21 protein-coding genes are annotated in these 16924 nt (G+C 48.1%); 16 read left to right on the top strand and 5 right to left on the bottom strand.

The window, feature by feature from the left end; all coding sequences use genetic code 11:
- Window positions 1-44: 44 nt before the first annotated feature.
- On the top strand, window positions 45-602 hold the full coding sequence (locus ABD846_RS07800) for a DUF4256 domain-containing protein (RefSeq protein WP_344824862.1): 558 nt from the start codon (window positions 45-47) through the stop codon (window positions 600-602).
- Between the two features lie 104 nt (window positions 603-706).
- Here the strand turns inward: ABD846_RS07800 and ABD846_RS07795 are convergent, their stop codons facing one another.
- A complete protein-coding gene (locus tag ABD846_RS07795; protein WP_344824860.1) occupies window positions 707-2149 on the bottom strand; it encodes a hypothetical protein in 1443 nt (480 codons plus the stop codon).
- A 193-nt stretch (window positions 2150-2342) separates the two neighbouring features.
- Between ABD846_RS07795 and ABD846_RS07790 the strand changes: the two genes are divergently transcribed.
- From ABD846_RS07790 to ABD846_RS07765, 6 genes are all read left to right on the top strand, one after another.
- The gene (locus tag ABD846_RS07790; RefSeq protein WP_344824857.1) at window positions 2343-2696 is read left to right on the top strand and encodes a hypothetical protein; all 354 of its coding nucleotides are present in this window, start codon (window positions 2343-2345) and stop codon (window positions 2694-2696) included.
- Between the two features lie 261 nt (window positions 2697-2957).
- A complete protein-coding gene (locus ABD846_RS07785) occupies window positions 2958-3356 on the top strand; it encodes a hypothetical protein (protein WP_344824854.1) in 399 nt (132 codons plus the stop codon).
- A complete protein-coding gene (locus tag ABD846_RS07780; protein ID WP_344824850.1) occupies window positions 3326-4102 on the top strand; it encodes a sensor histidine kinase in 777 nt (258 codons plus the stop codon). The genes ABD846_RS07785 and ABD846_RS07780 overlap by 31 nt, the downstream gene beginning before the upstream one ends.
- A gap of 14 nt (window positions 4103-4116) precedes the next feature.
- Complete coding sequence (locus tag ABD846_RS07775; RefSeq protein WP_344824848.1) at window positions 4117-4776, top strand: response regulator; 660 nt, start codon at window positions 4117-4119, stop codon at window positions 4774-4776.
- A gap of 87 nt (window positions 4777-4863) precedes the next feature.
- A complete protein-coding gene (locus ABD846_RS07770; RefSeq protein WP_344824845.1) occupies window positions 4864-5907 on the top strand; it encodes a nucleoid-associated protein in 1044 nt (347 codons plus the stop codon).
- A 100-nt stretch (window positions 5908-6007) separates the two neighbouring features.
- Window positions 6008-6928, top strand: coding sequence for a VOC family protein (locus ABD846_RS07765; RefSeq protein ID WP_344824843.1), 921 nt, complete (start codon window positions 6008-6010; stop codon window positions 6926-6928).
- Between the two features lie 82 nt (window positions 6929-7010).
- On the opposite strand, the gene ABD846_RS07760 is transcribed toward ABD846_RS07765, so the two are convergent.
- On the bottom strand, window positions 7011-7235 hold the full coding sequence (locus ABD846_RS07760) for a SymE family type I addiction module toxin (RefSeq protein WP_344824840.1): 225 nt from the start codon (window positions 7233-7235) through the stop codon (window positions 7011-7013).
- Between the two features lie 148 nt (window positions 7236-7383).
- Here ABD846_RS07760 and ABD846_RS07755 point away from each other — a divergent pair, with 148 nt between their 5' ends.
- The gene (locus ABD846_RS07755; RefSeq protein ID WP_344824837.1) at window positions 7384-7803 is read left to right on the top strand and encodes a helix-turn-helix domain-containing protein; all 420 of its coding nucleotides are present in this window, start codon (window positions 7384-7386) and stop codon (window positions 7801-7803) included.
- Window positions 7804-7836: 33 nt separating this feature from the next.
- Window positions 7837-8247, top strand: a complete 411-nt coding sequence (locus ABD846_RS07750) for a hypothetical protein (RefSeq protein WP_344824834.1) — start codon at window positions 7837-7839, stop codon at window positions 8245-8247.
- A 45-nt stretch (window positions 8248-8292) separates the two neighbouring features.
- Here the strand turns inward: ABD846_RS07750 and ABD846_RS07745 are convergent, their stop codons facing one another.
- Window positions 8293-8589 carry a hypothetical protein gene (locus ABD846_RS07745; protein ID WP_344824831.1) on the bottom strand — a complete coding sequence of 99 codons (297 nt, stop codon included), beginning with the start codon at window positions 8587-8589 and terminating at the stop codon, window positions 8293-8295.
- Between the two features lie 70 nt (window positions 8590-8659).
- Between ABD846_RS07745 and ABD846_RS07740 the strand changes: the two genes are divergently transcribed.
- A complete protein-coding gene (locus ABD846_RS07740) occupies window positions 8660-9661 on the top strand; it encodes a hypothetical protein (protein ID WP_344824828.1) in 1002 nt (333 codons plus the stop codon).
- Between the two features lie 139 nt (window positions 9662-9800).
- Complete coding sequence (locus ABD846_RS07735; protein ID WP_344824826.1) at window positions 9801-10067, top strand: transposase; 267 nt, start codon at window positions 9801-9803, stop codon at window positions 10065-10067.
- A 251-nt stretch (window positions 10068-10318) separates the two neighbouring features.
- On the opposite strand, the gene ABD846_RS07730 is transcribed toward ABD846_RS07735, so the two are convergent.
- Both ABD846_RS07730 and ABD846_RS07725 read right to left on the bottom strand, forming a co-directional pair.
- A complete protein-coding gene (locus ABD846_RS07730) occupies window positions 10319-10480 on the bottom strand; it encodes a hypothetical protein (protein WP_344824823.1) in 162 nt (53 codons plus the stop codon).
- A gap of 1 nt (window position 10481) precedes the next feature.
- Window positions 10482-11222 (bottom strand): HNH endonuclease, encoded by a 741-nt coding sequence (locus ABD846_RS07725; protein ID WP_344824821.1) that lies wholly within the window; start codon window positions 11220-11222, stop codon window positions 10482-10484.
- A gap of 176 nt (window positions 11223-11398) precedes the next feature.
- Here ABD846_RS07725 and ABD846_RS07720 point away from each other — a divergent pair, with 176 nt between their 5' ends.
- The 5 genes from ABD846_RS07720 (at window position 11399) to selD (ending at window position 16807) form a co-directional block, all read left to right on the top strand.
- The gene (locus ABD846_RS07720; RefSeq protein WP_344824819.1) at window positions 11399-11767 is read left to right on the top strand and encodes a helix-turn-helix transcriptional regulator; all 369 of its coding nucleotides are present in this window, start codon (window positions 11399-11401) and stop codon (window positions 11765-11767) included.
- Window positions 11768-11898: 131 nt separating this feature from the next.
- On the top strand, window positions 11899-12351 hold the full coding sequence (locus tag ABD846_RS07715; RefSeq protein ID WP_344824816.1) for a hypothetical protein: 453 nt from the start codon (window positions 11899-11901) through the stop codon (window positions 12349-12351).
- Between the two features lie 638 nt (window positions 12352-12989).
- A complete protein-coding gene (locus ABD846_RS07710; protein WP_344824814.1) occupies window positions 12990-14138 on the top strand; it encodes a hypothetical protein in 1149 nt (382 codons plus the stop codon).
- A gap of 52 nt (window positions 14139-14190) precedes the next feature.
- A complete protein-coding gene (gene mnmH / locus ABD846_RS07705) occupies window positions 14191-15207 on the top strand; it encodes a tRNA 2-selenouridine(34) synthase MnmH (RefSeq protein ID WP_344824811.1) in 1017 nt (338 codons plus the stop codon).
- A gap of 547 nt (window positions 15208-15754) precedes the next feature.
- Window positions 15755-16807 carry a selenide, water dikinase SelD gene (selD, locus tag ABD846_RS07700; RefSeq protein WP_344824808.1) on the top strand — a complete coding sequence of 351 codons (1053 nt, stop codon included), beginning with the start codon at window positions 15755-15757 and terminating at the stop codon, window positions 16805-16807.
- Window positions 16808-16924 lie beyond the last annotated feature (117 nt).

The raw sequence follows: 16924 nt of genomic DNA, 5'->3' as shown, positions 1-16924 counted from the left end.
CGGCGCTTTTAGTGTATTTTTACAAGAACCTTTTTGAAACAGATATGGCAGTCAGACTCAGCAAATCCACCCAGCAGCAATTGCTCAGCATATTGGAGCAGCGCTTCCGGAAACATCCGGCGCGCCATCCGCAGGTATCCTGGGAGCAGGTGGAACTGCGGCTGCAGCAACATCCGAAAGCATTGGAAACATTGCAGCGCATGGAAGAAAGCGGCGGAGAGCCGGATCTGATATCGTACGATAAACACAGCGGTGTATGCAGTTTTTTCGACTGTGCGGCCGAAAGCCCCAAGGGCCGCCGCAGCCTGTGTTACGACAACGAAGCGCTGGACGCCCGTAAGGAAGCCAAACCAGCGGGATCTGCCCTCGCGCTTGCACAGGAGATAGGCATACGTATCCTCACGGAAGAAGACTACCGGTACCTGCAGCAGTTGCAACCGGTAGATCTCAAAACTTCCAGCTGGATATATACACCCGAAGCCATCCGCAAGCTGGACGGAGCCTTATTCTGCGACCGGCGTTACGATCACGTGTTCGTGTATCACAACGGCGCATCATCCTATTACGCTGCGCGTGGATTCCGCGGGCGACTGGACGTGTAACGCCATATCCGAATCCGTTATTCCAACAGCAAACCCCTTATCGCAGAAAGCAATAAGGGGTTTGTTGTTGACGGACGTGTATTTGAGAAACGCTATCCGATCCCTCAGAATTTATAGATGTACCCCAGCGCTATACCCCAGCCTACCCCAAGGCGCGACACTACGGGTGTTTCAGGCTTTACCGGATACTCTGTATTGGCTTCGTACACTGTGCTGAGCCGACTTTCATACCCGGCCACCAGCATCAGGTTGGCACTCAGCATCTGCCTGCTTCCGTAGCTGAAGCCAATGCCGGTTGTAAGACGTGGACGCACCACCGTGGTAAGGGAAAGCGCCGGGCCTATTACCAGGTTGCAACCCCAGTCTGTATGACCAATTTTGCTACCGAAATGCAACAGTGCCGCAATGGCCAGCTCTCCGGAAAGACCACCTTCTTTTTTAAGCTTGTAGTTTTTCTTCACCGAATCTACCTGTGTTTCAACAGTGGAGTAAGCTTCGTTGCGCAACGACGAATAGATAAAGGAACTTCCGCCACCTACATACCAGCGTGGCGTAGAAGGGAAACGCAGCTTTGGTATATTGAACGCAGGCAAACCCCAGGAGCTGTCCTTGGGAATGATCGCAATATCCAGTTCTGTAGCATCTCCGTTGATCATCATCGGGAGAGAGGTAAACGTGGTCGATGCATTGTTGGCCAGTTTCAGCACACGTTTCAACAATGCAGCAGCGTTAACCGCATTCACCTGTAAGAATACGTTCGCCTCCGTTGTATCCATGGTAGTTACAAGAGCCTGAATGCCCTGATAGAAATTTTTATTTTCGTCGCTCTGCCCAAGCCATTCGGTAAAACCCGAACTCGCACTTATTGTAACAAGATGATCACGCTCCTTGGAAATTTGAATCATATTAGCAACGACAGACGCCCTGACCACATCTATTCTGGCTTCGATCACTGCGGGTGAAATAACCGGAGCGCTAAACGTACGGGCACCTGTAGCCTGCATATCATATTGTTCCAACAGGTATTTTTCAATCTCGAAGTTCAATTGGTCAATGGCAATCTTATCCTGCATCATAGAGGAATAAATGCCGGCAAGCGCAGCAAGCACAGCATTCAACCGACCAGGGAAAGGGGAAGCAGGTACCTTTTTTATTTTTGTATTGCTTTTCGTATAGCTCTCGGTGAACGCGTTTGATATCGATTCCGGCTGGGGCGCAGTAACAGAAACCGTGGTACTGAGCGCCGGTATTTTCGCCAGCATATCTGCAATACCCGCCATATCTATATCAGCGAGCTTCGGGAAAACCACATCTGAATAAAATGAAGTATCCGACTTATTGATGGACACTTTATACTGTTGCTGGTTCAGATGCAGCACATTCACCTTTACAAAATCACCCTGCTTCAATTTGCCATTCTGTTGCGTCTGCACCGTTTTCGCGGTAAAATCAATATTGATGTGATGCACTTTCTGTGCCTGTGCCTTCCGCACAATCCCCGTTATGGTGATTGCGAATAAAAGAATTACAAAAGATAGTTTTTTCATGCTTTTTAATTTTATATTTGATGAATGCACAAATGTATCTGGACGATAAAAAGCTTAAAAGATGAAAAACGTTTATTCTGCCACAGGAAATTTCCTGTATTTGCCTCCGGAAATCCTGTTTCCATTCGCGGCGCTTGGAGCGGATATGCCCCCTTCCTAGATTTGATTATTGTTTCACTTTAAAATCAAAATCATGTCTCAAAAAGATCAAAAAAATGCTTCTGCAGAAAAGCACAATGAATTACCAAAAACTTCGTTCGTTGATGCTATCATTACGCTTGATGAATTCAACAAAAGGAAAAGAAAGTACCATGTGTTTCGTACCAATCCCCATAACACGCCTGTGATATATCCTGACTATATACGTTTTGACATTGATCTACTACAGCAATATCTTTCCGGTATAAATAACACTGTAAATAGCAATGTAGACATACATTTCGGGATCGATGACCTCAATAGGCTGACTCTAATACTTGTACCGGCTTCTATTCCACCCAGTGACAACAACTGTTACGATCAGGGAGAAGTGCATCCGATAAACTAATTATTGAAATTCTCTTTTCATATACTAGTCGAAAGTATCGCCTTCCTGGCTGCCTGCATCTGGGGTCGCTTCGGACCGCGATATTTTCGGCTATTCATATTGCTGCTACTGTACACTGTTATCAATGAATGTGCAGGTAACTATTTTCATTATTGCCTGCACCGGCCTAATTTTTTTCTCTACAACATATACGTACCTATTGAATTCGGATTTTATTCTTTGCAGATAGTACTTGTGCTCAAAGCCAATAGCCGGAAAAGATTGATCCTAACCTCACTGTTAACCGGCCTGCTTTTCAGCGTGTGGAATATCGCATTCGGAAAAGGGCTCAATAACGGCTACAATACAGATACCAATATATTGCTTTCGCTGCTACTGATCTTTGCCTCACTCGTATATCTGTATGATTTGCTCACGTATAGCGAGCACATTGAGACACCCATCCGCGAACCGATGTTCTGGATAGTTGCCGGACTGCTGTTCTTTAATTTCGGCTGTCTGATCATCAATGCACTTTACGATTATGCGGAAGCCAAGCATCTTACATTGTTCGGGAAAGAGATCTATTCCCAGATCATGAAATTGCTGAATCTGCTGATGTACTCCTGCTTCACTATCTCATTTGTATTATGCTACCGGACCCGAAAATCGATCTGCTGATATTACTGGGCAGCATTGCTTTCCTGCTCGTAGCAGGCTTTCTGCTGTTGTTTGTGATCTACTTCGTACGCAAAAAGCAGCAAATGGCTTTGGAAAAGCAATTGTCGGACCAGCAGCGCGACCAGATGATGCTCGAAGCTCAGATAGAAATACAGGAACAGACACTCCGACATATCGGGCAGGAACTGCACGACAACTTCGGGCAGCTGCTTTCGCTCATCAAGATCAACCTGAATATGATCGACTATGTAGACCAGCATGCGGCCGCAGAAAAAGTACGTGAGGCCAAGGAACTCACACAGCAGCTGATCACCGATATCCGTTCGCTCTCGCTCAGCTTCAGTCACAACCTCATCGCCACCCAGGGTTTGCTGCAAGCCATAGAATGGGAAATAGCACGCATCCGCAAGACAAATATTTTTTCGGTACAGTTCCGGGCAGATGAAAACATACCGCATATCGCCACCGAAAAAGCCATTGTGCTTTACCGCATGGTACAGGAAGCGCTCAACAATGCGCTCAAGCATTCGCTGGCGTCTGAGCTGTCGGTATCTATACTCCGGCTGCCGGATCATATCCATATTACCATTGCCGACAACGGCATCGGATTCAACCCTGCCGTACACCAATACAGCGGACAAGGCATGAGCAATCTCCGCACCAGGGCTGCACTTACAGGCGCCACACTGGATATCACCAGCATTCCCGGGGAAGGCACCACCCTATCTGTCACTTTTCCCGTTTAAAAAAAAGCAACACCATGATCCGCATAGCCATCGTCGACGACCATAAACTGTTCCGCAAAGGAATGATCAATCTGATAGAGCTCGTAAGCCCCGACTTTACAATCGTATTCGAAGCCGATAACGGACTGGAGCTCATGCGCAGCATTGCACAATGCACCGAGTTGCCGCATATCATACTGATGGATGTGAATATGCCGGAGATGGACGGATTTGCCACCGTGCAATGGCTTACCGAACAATATCCCGACATCCGCATACTGGTGGTGAGCATGCTGCAATCTGAAGAAAGCATTATCCGTATGCTGCGCCTGGGCGTAAAAGGTTATCTGGGCAAAGATGTGGAACCCAGCGAACTCGCGACTGCAATCAAGGCCGTTTATGAAAAGGGGTATTATTATACAGACACCGTCACCGGCCAACTCATCCACGCCATCAAAACTGACAGCATGCGCCCCGGAGGCAGATCGCATACCTTACACCAGCTCAACGAAAGAGAACTGGCGTTCGTACGCCTGGCCTGCACCGAACTCACCTACCAGGAAATAGCCGATAAAATGTTCCTGAGTCCCAAGACGATAGACGGATACAGGAAAGCCCTGTTTGAAAAACTGCAGGTGAAAACCCGTGTAGCGCTTGCGCTCTGGGCCGTGCGCAATGGTGTATGCCAGCTATAGGCGGGCACCGTCACACACATTCTTATGAAGGCGCGATCAATTGCCCTATCTTCGTTCCCTTTTTTACAACCAATATAAGATCAGGCAATGAAGTTCGCGTGGGGAGAAGCAAGCATCCGGCAAATAATCGTGCATCAGGTAGGCAACAAAGCTGCCGACGAAAACTACCTGCTCTCAGAGCGGCCGTTGGAAACAGACGAAGCGCTGGAAGGCATCCTGTGCCAATACTTCCTTTCGTCGATCAAATCGGAAGAATATTACCGCTTTCAGCACGATATAGAGCTGCCGATGAACGAAGTGTACACCTGCGTGGCGCGTATATTTGAAAATGCAGACGCGTTCACCGAACAGTCGGCATACCTTGCAAAACACCTGTATGGCCAGAGCGCACACCCGAAAGTAAAAGGCGGCGAATTCTATGTAGTGCATTTCCGCGATACCGTGCTGGACGGACAAAGCCGTGAAGCCGTAGGACTCTTCCGCTCAGAGAACCGCGACACCTTCCTGGAGGTAAACAAAAGCTTCGAAGGCATCGGCATCGAAAGCCGCGAGGGCATCAATATCAATAAGCTGGACAAAGGCTGCCTGGTCTTCAACACAGAATCAGAAAAAGGCTTCGTACTCGCTATTGTAGACAATACCAACAAAGGCAACGAAGCCCAGTACTGGAAAGACCTGTTCCTGAATGTAGCCGTGCTGAACAACGACTTCCACCAGACCAACCAGTTCCTCGGCATAGCCAAGCAGTTTGTGACCAAGCAATTGCAGGAAGAATTTGAAGTAACGCGTGCCGATCAGATTGATTTCCTGAACCGCTCGGTAGATTATTTCAAATCGCACAACACCTTCGATAAAGACGAATTCGAGCAACAGGTATTTGCCGACGAAAGCGTGATCCGCTCCTTCCGCCAGTTCGACGAAAGCTACCGCAACGAGAATGAGATGAATATCTCCGACAGTTTTGAGATCAACGCGCAGGCCGTGCGCAAGCAGGCACGCGTATTCAAGAGCGTGCTGAAGCTGGACAAGAATTTCCATATTTACATCCACGGCAACCGCGAACTCATAGAGCAGGGCGTGGACGAGAACGGCCGCAAATTCTACAAGATCTATTACGACGAAGAAAGCTAAGGCCTTAAAAAATCATACAGGGTTTTTAACATAGTCCTGCGCATCCGCTTCATTATTTTTTGCCAACTTACTGTAGCCGCAATCCAACGGCCCTACCCTTATGCAAAAGATAATCCCCCATCTCTGGTTCGATAAGAATGCCAGCGAAGCAGTAGCGTTTTACGTTACCGTATTTCCCAATTCCCAGATACAGCACAGCATCCAACTGCGCAATACACCCTCCGGCGACTGCGACCTGCTGAACTTCACGCTCAACGGACAGGAACTGATGGCCATGGGTGCCGGGCCCGAATTCCGCCCCACTCCGGCCGCTTCATTTATTGTAAACTATGATCCCGCGCTTTTCGGGAACGACGAAGCCGAAGCAAAGAAAGAGCTCGACCGCGCCTGGGCTGCCTTATCCGAGGGCGGACAAGCGTTGATGCCGCTGGACGAATACCCCTTCAGCAAACATTACGGCTGGATACAGGATCGCTACGGTGTATCCTGGCAACTGATGCTCTCCAAACCCGAAGGCGAACCGCGCCCGTTTATTGTACCCTCACTGATGTTTACGGGTCACAACGCAGGCCGCGCTTCGGAAGCTATCGACTATTACTGCAGCATATTTCCGAATGCCCGCAAAGGTGCGGCACACCAATACCCGGAAGGCTCCGAGCAGGACCCGGCCAATACACTGATGTATGCCGACTTCCAGCTGGAAGATATCTGGATCGCGTGCATGGACAGCGGCTACCCGCATGCATTCAACTTCAACGAAGCATTCTCGCTCGTGATCACCTGTGCCGACCAGGAAGAGATCGACTATTATGCCAACAAGCTTTCTGCCGACCCACGCTTCGAGCAATGCGGATGGCTGAAAGATAAATTCGGGCTTTCCTGGCAGGTATCTTCAGCTGAGCTGGAAACCATCATGCGCGAAGGCACACAGGACGAGATCGACCGCGTGACGCAGGCCATTATGCCCATGAAGAAGCTCGACATCCAGAAGATACACGCCGCCGCAAAAGGCGACTCCTAATATCTACACGATACTCCTCACACAGCACTCCCGGAACGCAGCATTACCTGTTGCCGCTTTCCGGGAGTTGCTTTTTAATGACTTATTCCACACGTGGCTCCTGATCTTCGAGCAGACTATTGTTCAGGATCGTAAGGCAGCGGTCTCCCTGTATCACCGTCACCACATCGCCGCAGCAAAATCCGCAATCCTGCAGCCACTTGCCTTGCAGCCTTAGGTAGGGAATATTCTTTTCCGGTGTGCGCCGGGTAGATGCAATCATGTTATTGCCTACATATAAACTTCTCGGTTTCTTCTTACGTGTCATCGTTCGTCTGTTTTTTTTGATCATTGCAAAGCACCGTCAGCTGCGCGTTCTACCCTATACGGATACCGGATAAATTAGTGTCTGAATTATCTGCACATTTACCGGAACAAGTGTAACTTACGCACCGGATAAAGCTAAATTTGTACCTATGGGCTACACGAACAAAATACACGAAGGACGAAACGTAAAGAGATTCCGCGAGATGCTGGGCATTAAGCAGGATGCATTAGCTGCCGACCTCGGCGACGACTGGAATCAGAAGAAGATTTCCCTGCTGGAACAAAAAGACACTATCGAGCCGGATATCCTGCGCCAGATCTCCGGCGTGCTGCACATACCCGTAGAAGCGTTTCAGAATTTTGATGAGGAACAGGCGGTGAATATTATTGCAAATACGTTTGACAACGGAGCATTTCTAAATACAGGCCACACACCAACCTTCAATATTAATCCTATTGAAGAGATCAAAAAATTACACGAGGAAAAAATGGCACTCTACGAACGTATGCTACAAGAGAAGGATGAGATGATGGCAAGGTTGGAAAAGTTGGTGGAGATTCCAAAATAATACTTAGATGGAAGCGAAGGATGTTCTACGTTTTTGACTGCATTAGGTGCGTTGGTCTTTTCCTTTTTAAATTACATTAGGCAGAAGCGCTTTGATAACGAGAATTACCTTTTTCAAAAGAAATTAGAAGTTTATACCTCTTTATTAAACAATCTTCAAAAAGTATTAAGAGCTTCAGAGGATGGCTATGTTTTATCGGAAAAGATCTTAAAGGAAAATCACACATCACAATTATCTCTTGAACAATTAGATAAACAAGCTGATGAAATAGATAATATATGTTTTGCGTTTAATGATTTAGTAATAGCTCAATCTTTAGTTATTTCTGAAAATGTTCTCCAATTGCTTAAACGTTTTTTTGATGAGGCGATACGTACGCCAAACTTAGATTATCAGACTCCACCAACTAATATTTTATTACGGAACTATGCGGTTGCGTACTAATAGGTGTGTTTAAAATATATAATAATATAACTTTCCGCAATTTGATTACCTATCTGTTTCCTCACCCTTTTTCCTTTTATCATAATCTCCAATCCCAGACAAAGTGTAACCAATCAACCCCCCAATAATAGTAGCGATAGTTTCACCGTGTAGGATGTCTTCAAGCCCGAGTATTATCAACCCTGGTATTATTAGAAGAACACATGCAAACTGTATTATCCTTGCTCCAATTCCTTTTTTAAGTTTAATACTTCTGTAAAATAAAAGTGCGATTGAGCCAGCCATAGCAACTGCCATTATTATTTCAATTGTACTTTTAGTATTGTAGCAACTTATAGGCATTGTATTACGTTTAAGTCAAACATAGCACTTTTTTTTAAATAAGGAAATAATTTGTATATAAATTTGCGGAATGGAAATAACACATTTACTCACGTTTTTTCAATGCGAAGGTTTAATAATTGAAGCACCTATAACGCTCAGGAATTACCAGATACTACCTGATAAAGAGAAAATTTCTGCAATCCTTAACCAACCATATGTTAAACATCAAATGGGAGCATTGTATACCGATAATGCACCAGAGGTATGTATTGTTCAAGTTGAGCACTTGCTGTCTTTTAAATTTGACGAAAAGAAATTTTATAAAGACCTGCATAATTGTAGTCACTTTTTCACTGAAGTATTTGACTTAATGTGGTTAGAAAGAGACCACTCTATTAGTTTAAAGGCAGGTTTTAAATTCCTTGTTGATGAAAAGGGACATTATAGTAAACCAATTTTCTCAGCCCAAACTAGTTCGGAAGTATCTACTCTTTTAGATGGTAGTTTAAATATAACTGCATTCTCAGAACAAGAAATTTTATCAGCGGTAAGTAGGTTAGAAAAAATAGAAAAAGCACACCCCGAAGTGAAAGACATTGATCCTACTTTCACCACCCTACATAAAACACGGAGTTATTCTTCTGCATTGCTCAATGAAGCGGATTACAAAACTTTTACCAAGATTGATATAATCCGGTTATTCTTACGAATGTATAGGAGTACGCCTGTGATGATTCAAAAGATCGCTTTTGCCGGGCCTATTTTTGACTGTTTATTTGGATGTAGCGAAACGGGTGAAATTACCTACAAAATATCCATGCGGATAGCAAAATACATTGGAGGTACAAATGAAGAGCAGGAAGAAACATTTAATACTGTTTCTGATATTTATAATATTCGCTCGCGCTTTTTACATGGAGGAATTGTAAAACCGAAAGGTGAGACAACAATAAAGGAGTTAGCAGAAAAATGCGACAAATTGCTTAGGAGGATTTACATAAAAGTGCTTGATAATGATATGGAAATGTTTATCAAGACTAAAGATGAAAAATTAAAAGACCATTTCAATAGTCTTGTTTGGATTAATTAAAAAAGTCCAGTTAGTAATCTAACTGGACTTCCATGTTGTGTAAATTATTCTTACTGACTCTCTATCAGCAGTGCTCCTGTAACCCCTCCTAAAAATCGGACCATTTAAAAGTATGATTTTTTACCTTTAAATAGTCGATATGAAAAAGTCCAAACACAGCGAGGCCCAGATAGCCTCGGCACTTAAAGAGTATGAGAATGGCCGTAAATCAGAGGATATCTGCCGGGAGCTTGGTATCGCTAAAGTGACCTTTTATGCCTGGAAGAAAAAGTATTCAGGCATGGATAGTGAGCAACTCAAGAAGCTCAAAGATCTGGAAGAAGAGAATCGTAAGCTCAAACAGATGTACGCTGATCTGGCTCTTGATAACCGGATGCTCAAGGATGTGCTGTCAAAAAAGTGGTAAGGCCCGGTGATCGGAAGAACATTGTTGCTTACCTGGGTCAAACTTTCCAGGTAAGTATCCGCCGGGCCTGCAAGACCATTAATCTGGCCAAATCATTGTATTACTATGACTCCGTCAGGGATGATAGCGAAGTGATCAGTAAGCTCCGTGAACTGGCAGACAATAAGCCTGCAGAAGGTCAGGACAAGCTGTATGCGCGCATCCAATATCCTACATTCGTCACTTTACAGAAGAATAAAATAATATTTGTCTCAATTATCCGTATTCAATTTGAAGTTGATTTCTATGGTAGATTCCTTTTTCGAAGCGCTGCCATTTGAAGCATCAATCAGCATCAGGCAGTATAAGAACAATCCAATTCCTGCAAGTATGGAGATCAATACGATAATGCCATTTTTTAATTCAGGTCCCATGTTATGACTTATTATGCATATCATTAAGCGAGCTTCTCAATGCTTCAACTGTTAACAAGCCCGTGTTTCTATGCAACATCCGATGACAATTGGCACATACAGTTGCGAGATCATCCAGTTTTGTTGTACGATTTGCATCATAACTCGAAAGCGGTTGGATATGGTGGCATTCTATAAAATTCCTACCTAATTCGCCATAGGTTTTGAAAAAATCAAAACCACAAATTTCACAGGCAAGTTGCCCTTTTGCTTGTAATACAGCTTTCTTTTTTGCCGCTACCAGTTTGCGGTTGCGTTCACGATACTTATGCAGCCTATACAATATTTCTCCTTCCTGCACTGTAAAATCATCGGTATAATCATCAGTCCCTATTTCGGCTAAATCTTGCTTCAATGTTTCATTAGCCGCTACCGCAAGTATTTGATGTGCAATTTGCCGGAGCCGTTCTTGATCGTGCACAAACTCGTGAAAAATAGTCTCGTCTAAATTGCTATAACTCTGCATGCCTTTTCCGGGATATTCCGGATCAATTGCCAAAAAGTTAGACAGCTTTAAACTAACGCCGTTCGGATTTCGAAAGCGTTCTTCGTCAGGTCTACTCGTAAATAGCGGTAATTGGTTCAGCAAAGTAGACAATGCCACGACTTTCGGATTTCTCGCGTCGATGCTTCCTCTATTTGGGTCGAAGTACAGATCAAGCGCCAAGAGAATTTCATCTCTATGCCATTTGGGGTTTCGCATTATTGGTGTTATTGGTGGAGACAAACATACTTATAAAAAATAAATGATTAGTATTTATTTTATAGAAAATTAATGTCCATTTTTATTTAAGTATTTTTCAGCTACAAAGGTGCCTTTATTTTTCAAAATACATATATTTGTAATGTTACCTGATCACGCAAACAGGTGCATTACCGATGATCTTTCGTGCAGACGATATAGAACGCTTGAAGCAGATTGAGGCCTATATCCTTTCCAACCTGGACCAGGATCTGAGGCTGGAGCAGCTCTGCCTGCGCTTCAGCCTGAGTCCGGCAAGGCTCAAACGCCAGTTTGCACAATACTTCCGGCAACCCGTGTACCGCTACATTCTGCAACACCGCATGGATCGTGCAAAACAATTCCTCGCACAATGCCCCGGCAGCATCGCCGAGGTGGCTTCACTGGTAGGCTATGCAGACCATAGCAGTTTTACCCACGCATTCACGCGCTACTTCGGGCAGGCTCCGATAGACCTGCTCCGGCAGCAGGATCTGCCCGGGCATACCGGCAGCTCCCCGATCTGAATAAACAAGAAACTGAGCCAAACAGACAAATTCCCGATCCGTCTGAACAAACAAACCCGCACAGCGCTGCCCTACTTTTACCATCGCGGCGCAGGCCGTATCATTTGTTCACTTTCCAAAAACCAAAATGTATGAAACACCTTTTTACACTTGCCTGTCTCTGCTTCCTTACGCTTGGCGCAAAAGCGCAGGCCGGAAGCCTCACCGTAAGCAACAATACCGGTTGCACGGTCTACTACATCATCCGCGGTATCAGCGCTCCGCTTTGCGGCACGCCCAATTCCAGCAGTTTCATTGCGCTGGCCCCGCTCTCCTCCGTCACTTACGCTAATGCGTCAATGGTTCCGGGACTGGGTTTGCTGCCCAGCGATTACATCACCGGCGCCGACCTGTACACATCCACTTCTGCCTGTGCCGTATTCCCCACACTGTTCCAGGTAGGCGAACCCTGTACCGGTCGCGTATTGGCGGCCAGCTACCAGGTGTATAACGCTTCCTGCACCTTCTGCCGCGCAGTACCCACAAATGTGAACTGGGTGGCCGCAGGCTTTCCCGGTGGCGTAGCCACCCTGTCGTTCAATTAACCGGTGCCGACAGCAAACGTTCCGGATAAGAATCCGGAACCCCAAACAAGCACGCAAACAGTAAACATAGAAGAACCTGGCATATCCCTAACCCTGAAAAGGTAGGGGTGCCGGGTTTCTTTTTTACAGTCGGCCCAACTATAGTAGTGGTGTCGCCTACCTTTTAGGTAGGCGCGCCTATTATCAGGGGTAGGCTCGCCTATCCTTAGGGGTACGCGTGCCTATTATCAGAGGTAGGCCCGCCTACCCTTAGGGGTACGCGGGCCTATTCAAACAGGTAGGCGCGCCTATTATCAGGGGTAGGCGTGCCTACCCTTAGAGGTATGTCCGCCTATCTTCAGGGGTACGCGTGCCTATTCTAACAGGTAGGCACGCCTATCATTAGGGGTACGCGCGCCTATCAGCGGTGATAGGCGCGCCAACCCTTACTAATAGGCAGCCCTATCGCAGATAACAGGACCGCCCGGAACTGTTTGAGCCAAAGCAGCATCTATCCCGTCACAAGCCCCTCAATCTATCTATGCTTACCGCAATAACGAACCACTAACAGGTCGGCAACCAATTGATAACTCCGTTTGCGGAGCAGTAATCCTTACTTTGATAGTGCATATATCACTAATACAACAAACCCCCATCCCATGAAAACTTTTATACTGCCCATCCTCCTTTCCTGTTGCGCTGCACCCGCCGTCGCGCAATCGTCCCTGCAAATCCCTTCCGGTGTGCGCCTGCCCAAAGAGCAACAGCTCACAGGTAAGCTCGATGCTTTTCTGCTCGCGGCCGACAAAGACAATGAAGCCAATCCCTGGGTATTACCCGCAGAACGCGCCACCACCTTTGTACAGCTGGACGAACTAAAAGAAATACGCTACAACCCGGCGCGCAACGATAGTAACTTTTACAAACCCTGCCTGATGAATATCGTCCCAATGAAAGGCCGGCGCTATTGGATACAGGTTGCTTACATCGGCTATGCCAACGATTCGGTGCAATTGCGCGCCAGTTTCGATTTCATCGCACATGCATCGGGAGACAGCTTCCTGTTCAGTTCGCCGCTGAGCTACCTGAGCCGCAACTGGAAAACCAAACGCGTCGGCAATACCACCTTCCGCTACCCTGCCGGACTGAACAGCAAAAGCCTGGAGGCTTACCGTCGCTACACAGACCTCTATGATGCAAAGCTGCATACAGCAGATAAGCAACAGACGATCTATTGCTGTGCCGGCACTATAGAGCTGCAACGCCTGGCGGGAGTGACGTACAAATCGGACTATAACGGCAGATCGTCCGGCGCATGGGCCACTATGGATGGCAACAGTAAGCTGATATTGCAGGCAAACGATTCGTATGCATACTTCGATCCGCACGATCACTGGCACGAACGACTCTCGATGGCGGTGGCACGCAGCAAAACCAACCGCCCGGTAGACGAAGGTTGTGCGTATCTCTACGGCGGCAGCTGGGGCATGGGTTGGCCCGCTATCTACAAAGCATTTAAAGAACAGGTGGCCGCACACCCGGAGACCGACTGGGCGGCGCTGAAAGAACAGCCGGTATTCTTCAAAACCGGCGACTACAGCAATTCGGCAGACTATATAGTGAATGCGCTCTGGGTGAAAAAAATAGAGCGCGAAAAAGGCTTCGCCGGGGTATGGACACTGCTCAACTGCGGCCCCTACAGCAAAGGCAATGAGCAGTATTACAAAACGCTGGAAGCCCTCACCGGCACCACCCGCGCCGGCTACAACGATGCGGTGTGGGAGCTCATCCGCCGGGAGCAGGATTAAGGGTACGGAGCGATTCCTTTCGCTTATCTTTAGGCCCGCTCTACCCACACATATGTACCGCAGCATCAGTTTACAGGAATGGATCGTACAATCGGCATCACTGCCGCTGATAGACGTGCGCACTCCGGCAGAATTCACACAGGGGCATATCCCCGGTGCACAGAATGTACCCATATTCTCCAATGAAGAACGGGTGCAGGTGGGCACCACTTACAAGCAGATAGGCCGCGAACCTGCCATATTGCTGGGCTTTGAGCTGGTGGGTCCTAAATGGGCCGAACTGATCCGCCAATGCCTGCTGCTCGCACCGGGCAAACGTATTGCAGTACACTGCTGGCGCGGGGGAATGCGCAGCGGGGCGCTGGCCTGGGCATTGAACTTTTACGGGTTTGAAGTGTACCAGGTGCAGGGCGGCTATAAGGCCTACCGCCGCTGGACCTTACAGCAGCTGCAACGCAGCTTCAACCTGCGGATACTGGGAGGCAAAACGGGTTCCGGCAAAACGGAATGGCTGCATCAGTTGAAAGCCGCCGGCAGACAGGTGATCGACCTGGAAGCGATTGCACAGCATCAGGGATCGAGCTACGGCACTATGAACAGGATGGTGCAGCCCAGCCAGGAACATTTTGAGAACCTGCTCGCATGGCGGCTGAAAGACATAGATCCCGCTCAGCCTTTATGGCTGGAAGACGAATCGCGCCGTATCGGCAAGCGCGAGATACCGAAAGACCTTTGGGAGCAGATACGCTCCGCACCGATGCTGGATCTGCAGTTACCTCTGGAAACGCGCGTTGCGCGGCTTGCCGCCGAATATGGTGTGCTGGATAAGGATTTCCTCGTGGAATGCACCGAGCGTATCGGCAGACGCCTCGGCCCGGAGCAGACCCGCGATGCCGTCCGCGCGATAAGGGAAGACCGCATGCCGGATTTCATCCGCATCGTATTGTTCTATTACGACAAAACCTACCGCAAAGGATTATCGATGCGCGATGCGCAAAAGGTAACAGCGCTGGATGCGGAAGCTTTAGACAGCGATTCTTTGCTGCAAAGCCTGCTGGCGTTTCCATAAAGATACATAAGCTACTGAAGCGTGCCGATGAGGCAGGATCACAGATCGAGAGTGCCGGAAGGCAAAGCAATCCTGCACGCTGCTGTTCGCGATCAGGAAGAGATTGCTTCCTCGCGGCTATACAAAAGGCTGTGTGCTCTTCGCAAAGACCGCAAGAGGTGGTATCCTCTTTCCATAAACCCACCCCTAACCTTCCCCGATAGCTGTTGTAACCAAGGGGAAACCAGCGTGTGCAGGCATTACAGCCGCAAATACACAGAGAAGAGGAATGTCCCGCCTGGAGCAAAGCTCGGCTGGAAGAAATTGGGCGGGCTTCCGTAAAAAATCATAGCAATATCCTTAAGCGCCTGCCGCACAGAGACCGACCATGTATCGGCAATGCCTTACCTGATGCGTCATTGCGAAACCGGTGAATGAAGGGTTGGTACAATCCGAATGAGGCGGTTGAAGCAATCTCAATCATGTACTGCTTGCAGCCCCATAGTCGACAATCTTTTTTTTCGGCAAGACAATCCTTACTTTTACCGGCATACAAAGCACCTCGCACATGTCTGCAATTTCCACCGGATACAAACTCACACAATACTCTCACGGCGCCGGCTGCGGCTGCAAGATCAGTCCTGCGATACTCGATAAAATCCTGCACAGCGAACTCCCCGCTGCCCTCCCCGACCCACGCCTGCTGGTGGGCAACGACAAGCGCGATGATGCTGCTGTGCTGGATCTCGGCAATGGCAACGCGCTGATATCCACCACCGATTTCTTCATGCCGATTGTGGATGATGCGTTCGACTTCGGCCGGATTGCCTCAGCCAACGCCATCAGCGATGTGTATGCCATGGGCGGCACCCCCGTACTGGCCATCGCTATCCTGGGCTGGCCCATCAACCAGGTGCCGGCAGAAGTGGCAGGCCGGGTGCTCGAAGGGGCAAGAGCCATCTGTGCCGAAGCCGGTATTATTCTTGCTGGCGGCCACAGTATCGACTGCCCGGAACCGGTATTCGGACTCGCAGTAAACGGCATGGTAGCCATACCGCAGCTGAAACAGAATGCTACCGCCACCGCGGGCAGCCGTCTGTACCTGACAAAGGCGCTTGGCGTAGGCGTGCTCTCCACTGCACAGAAGAAAGGATTGTTGCAACCGGAAGATGCAGCCATCGCATTGAAAAGCATGACCACGCTGAACAAACCGGGGGCGGTACTCAGTAAACTCGATTCGGTAACGGCGATGACGGATGTCACCGGGTTCGGATTGCTGGGACACCTGGTGGAAATGAGTGCGGGCAGCGGACTCTCGGCGGTGATCGATTTTGATAAAGTGCCGGTGATCCCGTCTGTATACACCTACCTCGAACAAGGTTGCATTCCCGGCGGTACCAACCGCAACTGGGCGAGCTACGGCCACCGGATCGGTCCGGTAACCGAATTACAGAAACATATCCTTGCCGATCCGCAAACCAGCGGCGGTCTCCTTGTAGCCGTCACCCCGGAAGGCTGTGCGGAATTTGAGGCAGTGATGCTGGAGCAGGGTTATGCATTGCAGCCATTGGGCTACCTGCAGGAGCAGCAGCCCGGAGCGGCGCTCATTACCGTAGCTTAACGGAATGGGAAACGTCCGGAGACTGCCTCATACGACAATGTGTTCCCCTGTACTCGTTTTTACACCGGAAACAACCGTTAGTTGCCGCAATACAACCAGAAGTAGCCGCAATACATC

This window comes from Rurimicrobium arvi, assembly GCF_039540495.1.
In the GTDB taxonomy this organism is placed as follows: domain Bacteria; phylum Bacteroidota; class Bacteroidia; order Chitinophagales; family Chitinophagaceae; genus Rurimicrobium; species Rurimicrobium arvi.
The sequence above is the reverse complement of the archived record's forward strand: the minus strand, read 5'-3'. Positions and strand labels throughout refer to the sequence as shown.

Bases quoted from the DNA above. Each gene is read 5' to 3' on its own strand.
- ABD846_RS07735 (WP_344824826.1), top strand. From the start codon at position 9,801: ATGAAAAAGTCCAAACACAGCGAGGCCCAGATAGCCTCGGCACTTAAA.
- ABD846_RS07765 (WP_344824843.1), top strand. From the start codon at position 6,008: ATGCAAAAGATAATCCCCCATCTCTGGTTCGATAAGAATGCCAGCGAA.
- ABD846_RS07780 (WP_344824850.1), top strand. From the start codon at position 3,326: ATGCTACCGGACCCGAAAATCGATCTGCTGATATTACTGGGCAGCATT.
- ABD846_RS07755 (WP_344824837.1), top strand. From the start codon at position 7,384: ATGGGCTACACGAACAAAATACACGAAGGACGAAACGTAAAGAGATTC.
- ABD846_RS07740 (WP_344824828.1), top strand. From the start codon at position 8,660: ATGGAAATAACACATTTACTCACGTTTTTTCAATGCGAAGGTTTAATA.
- ABD846_RS07745 (WP_344824831.1), bottom strand. From the start codon at position 8,589: ATGCCTATAAGTTGCTACAATACTAAAAGTACAATTGAAATAATAATG.
- ABD846_RS07710 (WP_344824814.1), top strand. From the start codon at position 12,990: ATGAAAACTTTTATACTGCCCATCCTCCTTTCCTGTTGCGCTGCACCC.
- ABD846_RS07770 (WP_344824845.1), top strand. From the start codon at position 4,864: ATGAAGTTCGCGTGGGGAGAAGCAAGCATCCGGCAAATAATCGTGCAT.
- ABD846_RS07795 (WP_344824860.1), bottom strand. From the start codon at position 2,149: ATGAAAAAACTATCTTTTGTAATTCTTTTATTCGCAATCACCATAACG.
- ABD846_RS07775 (WP_344824848.1), top strand. From the start codon at position 4,117: ATGATCCGCATAGCCATCGTCGACGACCATAAACTGTTCCGCAAAGGA.
- selD (WP_344824808.1), top strand. From the start codon at position 15,755: ATGTCTGCAATTTCCACCGGATACAAACTCACACAATACTCTCACGGC.
- ABD846_RS07790 (WP_344824857.1), top strand. From the start codon at position 2,343: ATGTCTCAAAAAGATCAAAAAAATGCTTCTGCAGAAAAGCACAATGAA.
- ABD846_RS07800 (WP_344824862.1), top strand. From the start codon at position 45: ATGGCAGTCAGACTCAGCAAATCCACCCAGCAGCAATTGCTCAGCATA.
- ABD846_RS07760 (WP_344824840.1), bottom strand. From the start codon at position 7,235: ATGACACGTAAGAAGAAACCGAGAAGTTTATATGTAGGCAATAACATG.
- mnmH (WP_344824811.1), top strand. From the start codon at position 14,191: ATGTACCGCAGCATCAGTTTACAGGAATGGATCGTACAATCGGCATCA.
- ABD846_RS07720 (WP_344824819.1), top strand. From the start codon at position 11,399: ATGATCTTTCGTGCAGACGATATAGAACGCTTGAAGCAGATTGAGGCC.
- ABD846_RS07730 (WP_344824823.1), bottom strand. From the start codon at position 10,480: ATGGGACCTGAATTAAAAAATGGCATTATCGTATTGATCTCCATACTT.
- ABD846_RS07715 (WP_344824816.1), top strand. From the start codon at position 11,899: ATGAAACACCTTTTTACACTTGCCTGTCTCTGCTTCCTTACGCTTGGC.
- ABD846_RS07725 (WP_344824821.1), bottom strand. From the start codon at position 11,222: ATGCGAAACCCCAAATGGCATAGAGATGAAATTCTCTTGGCGCTTGAT.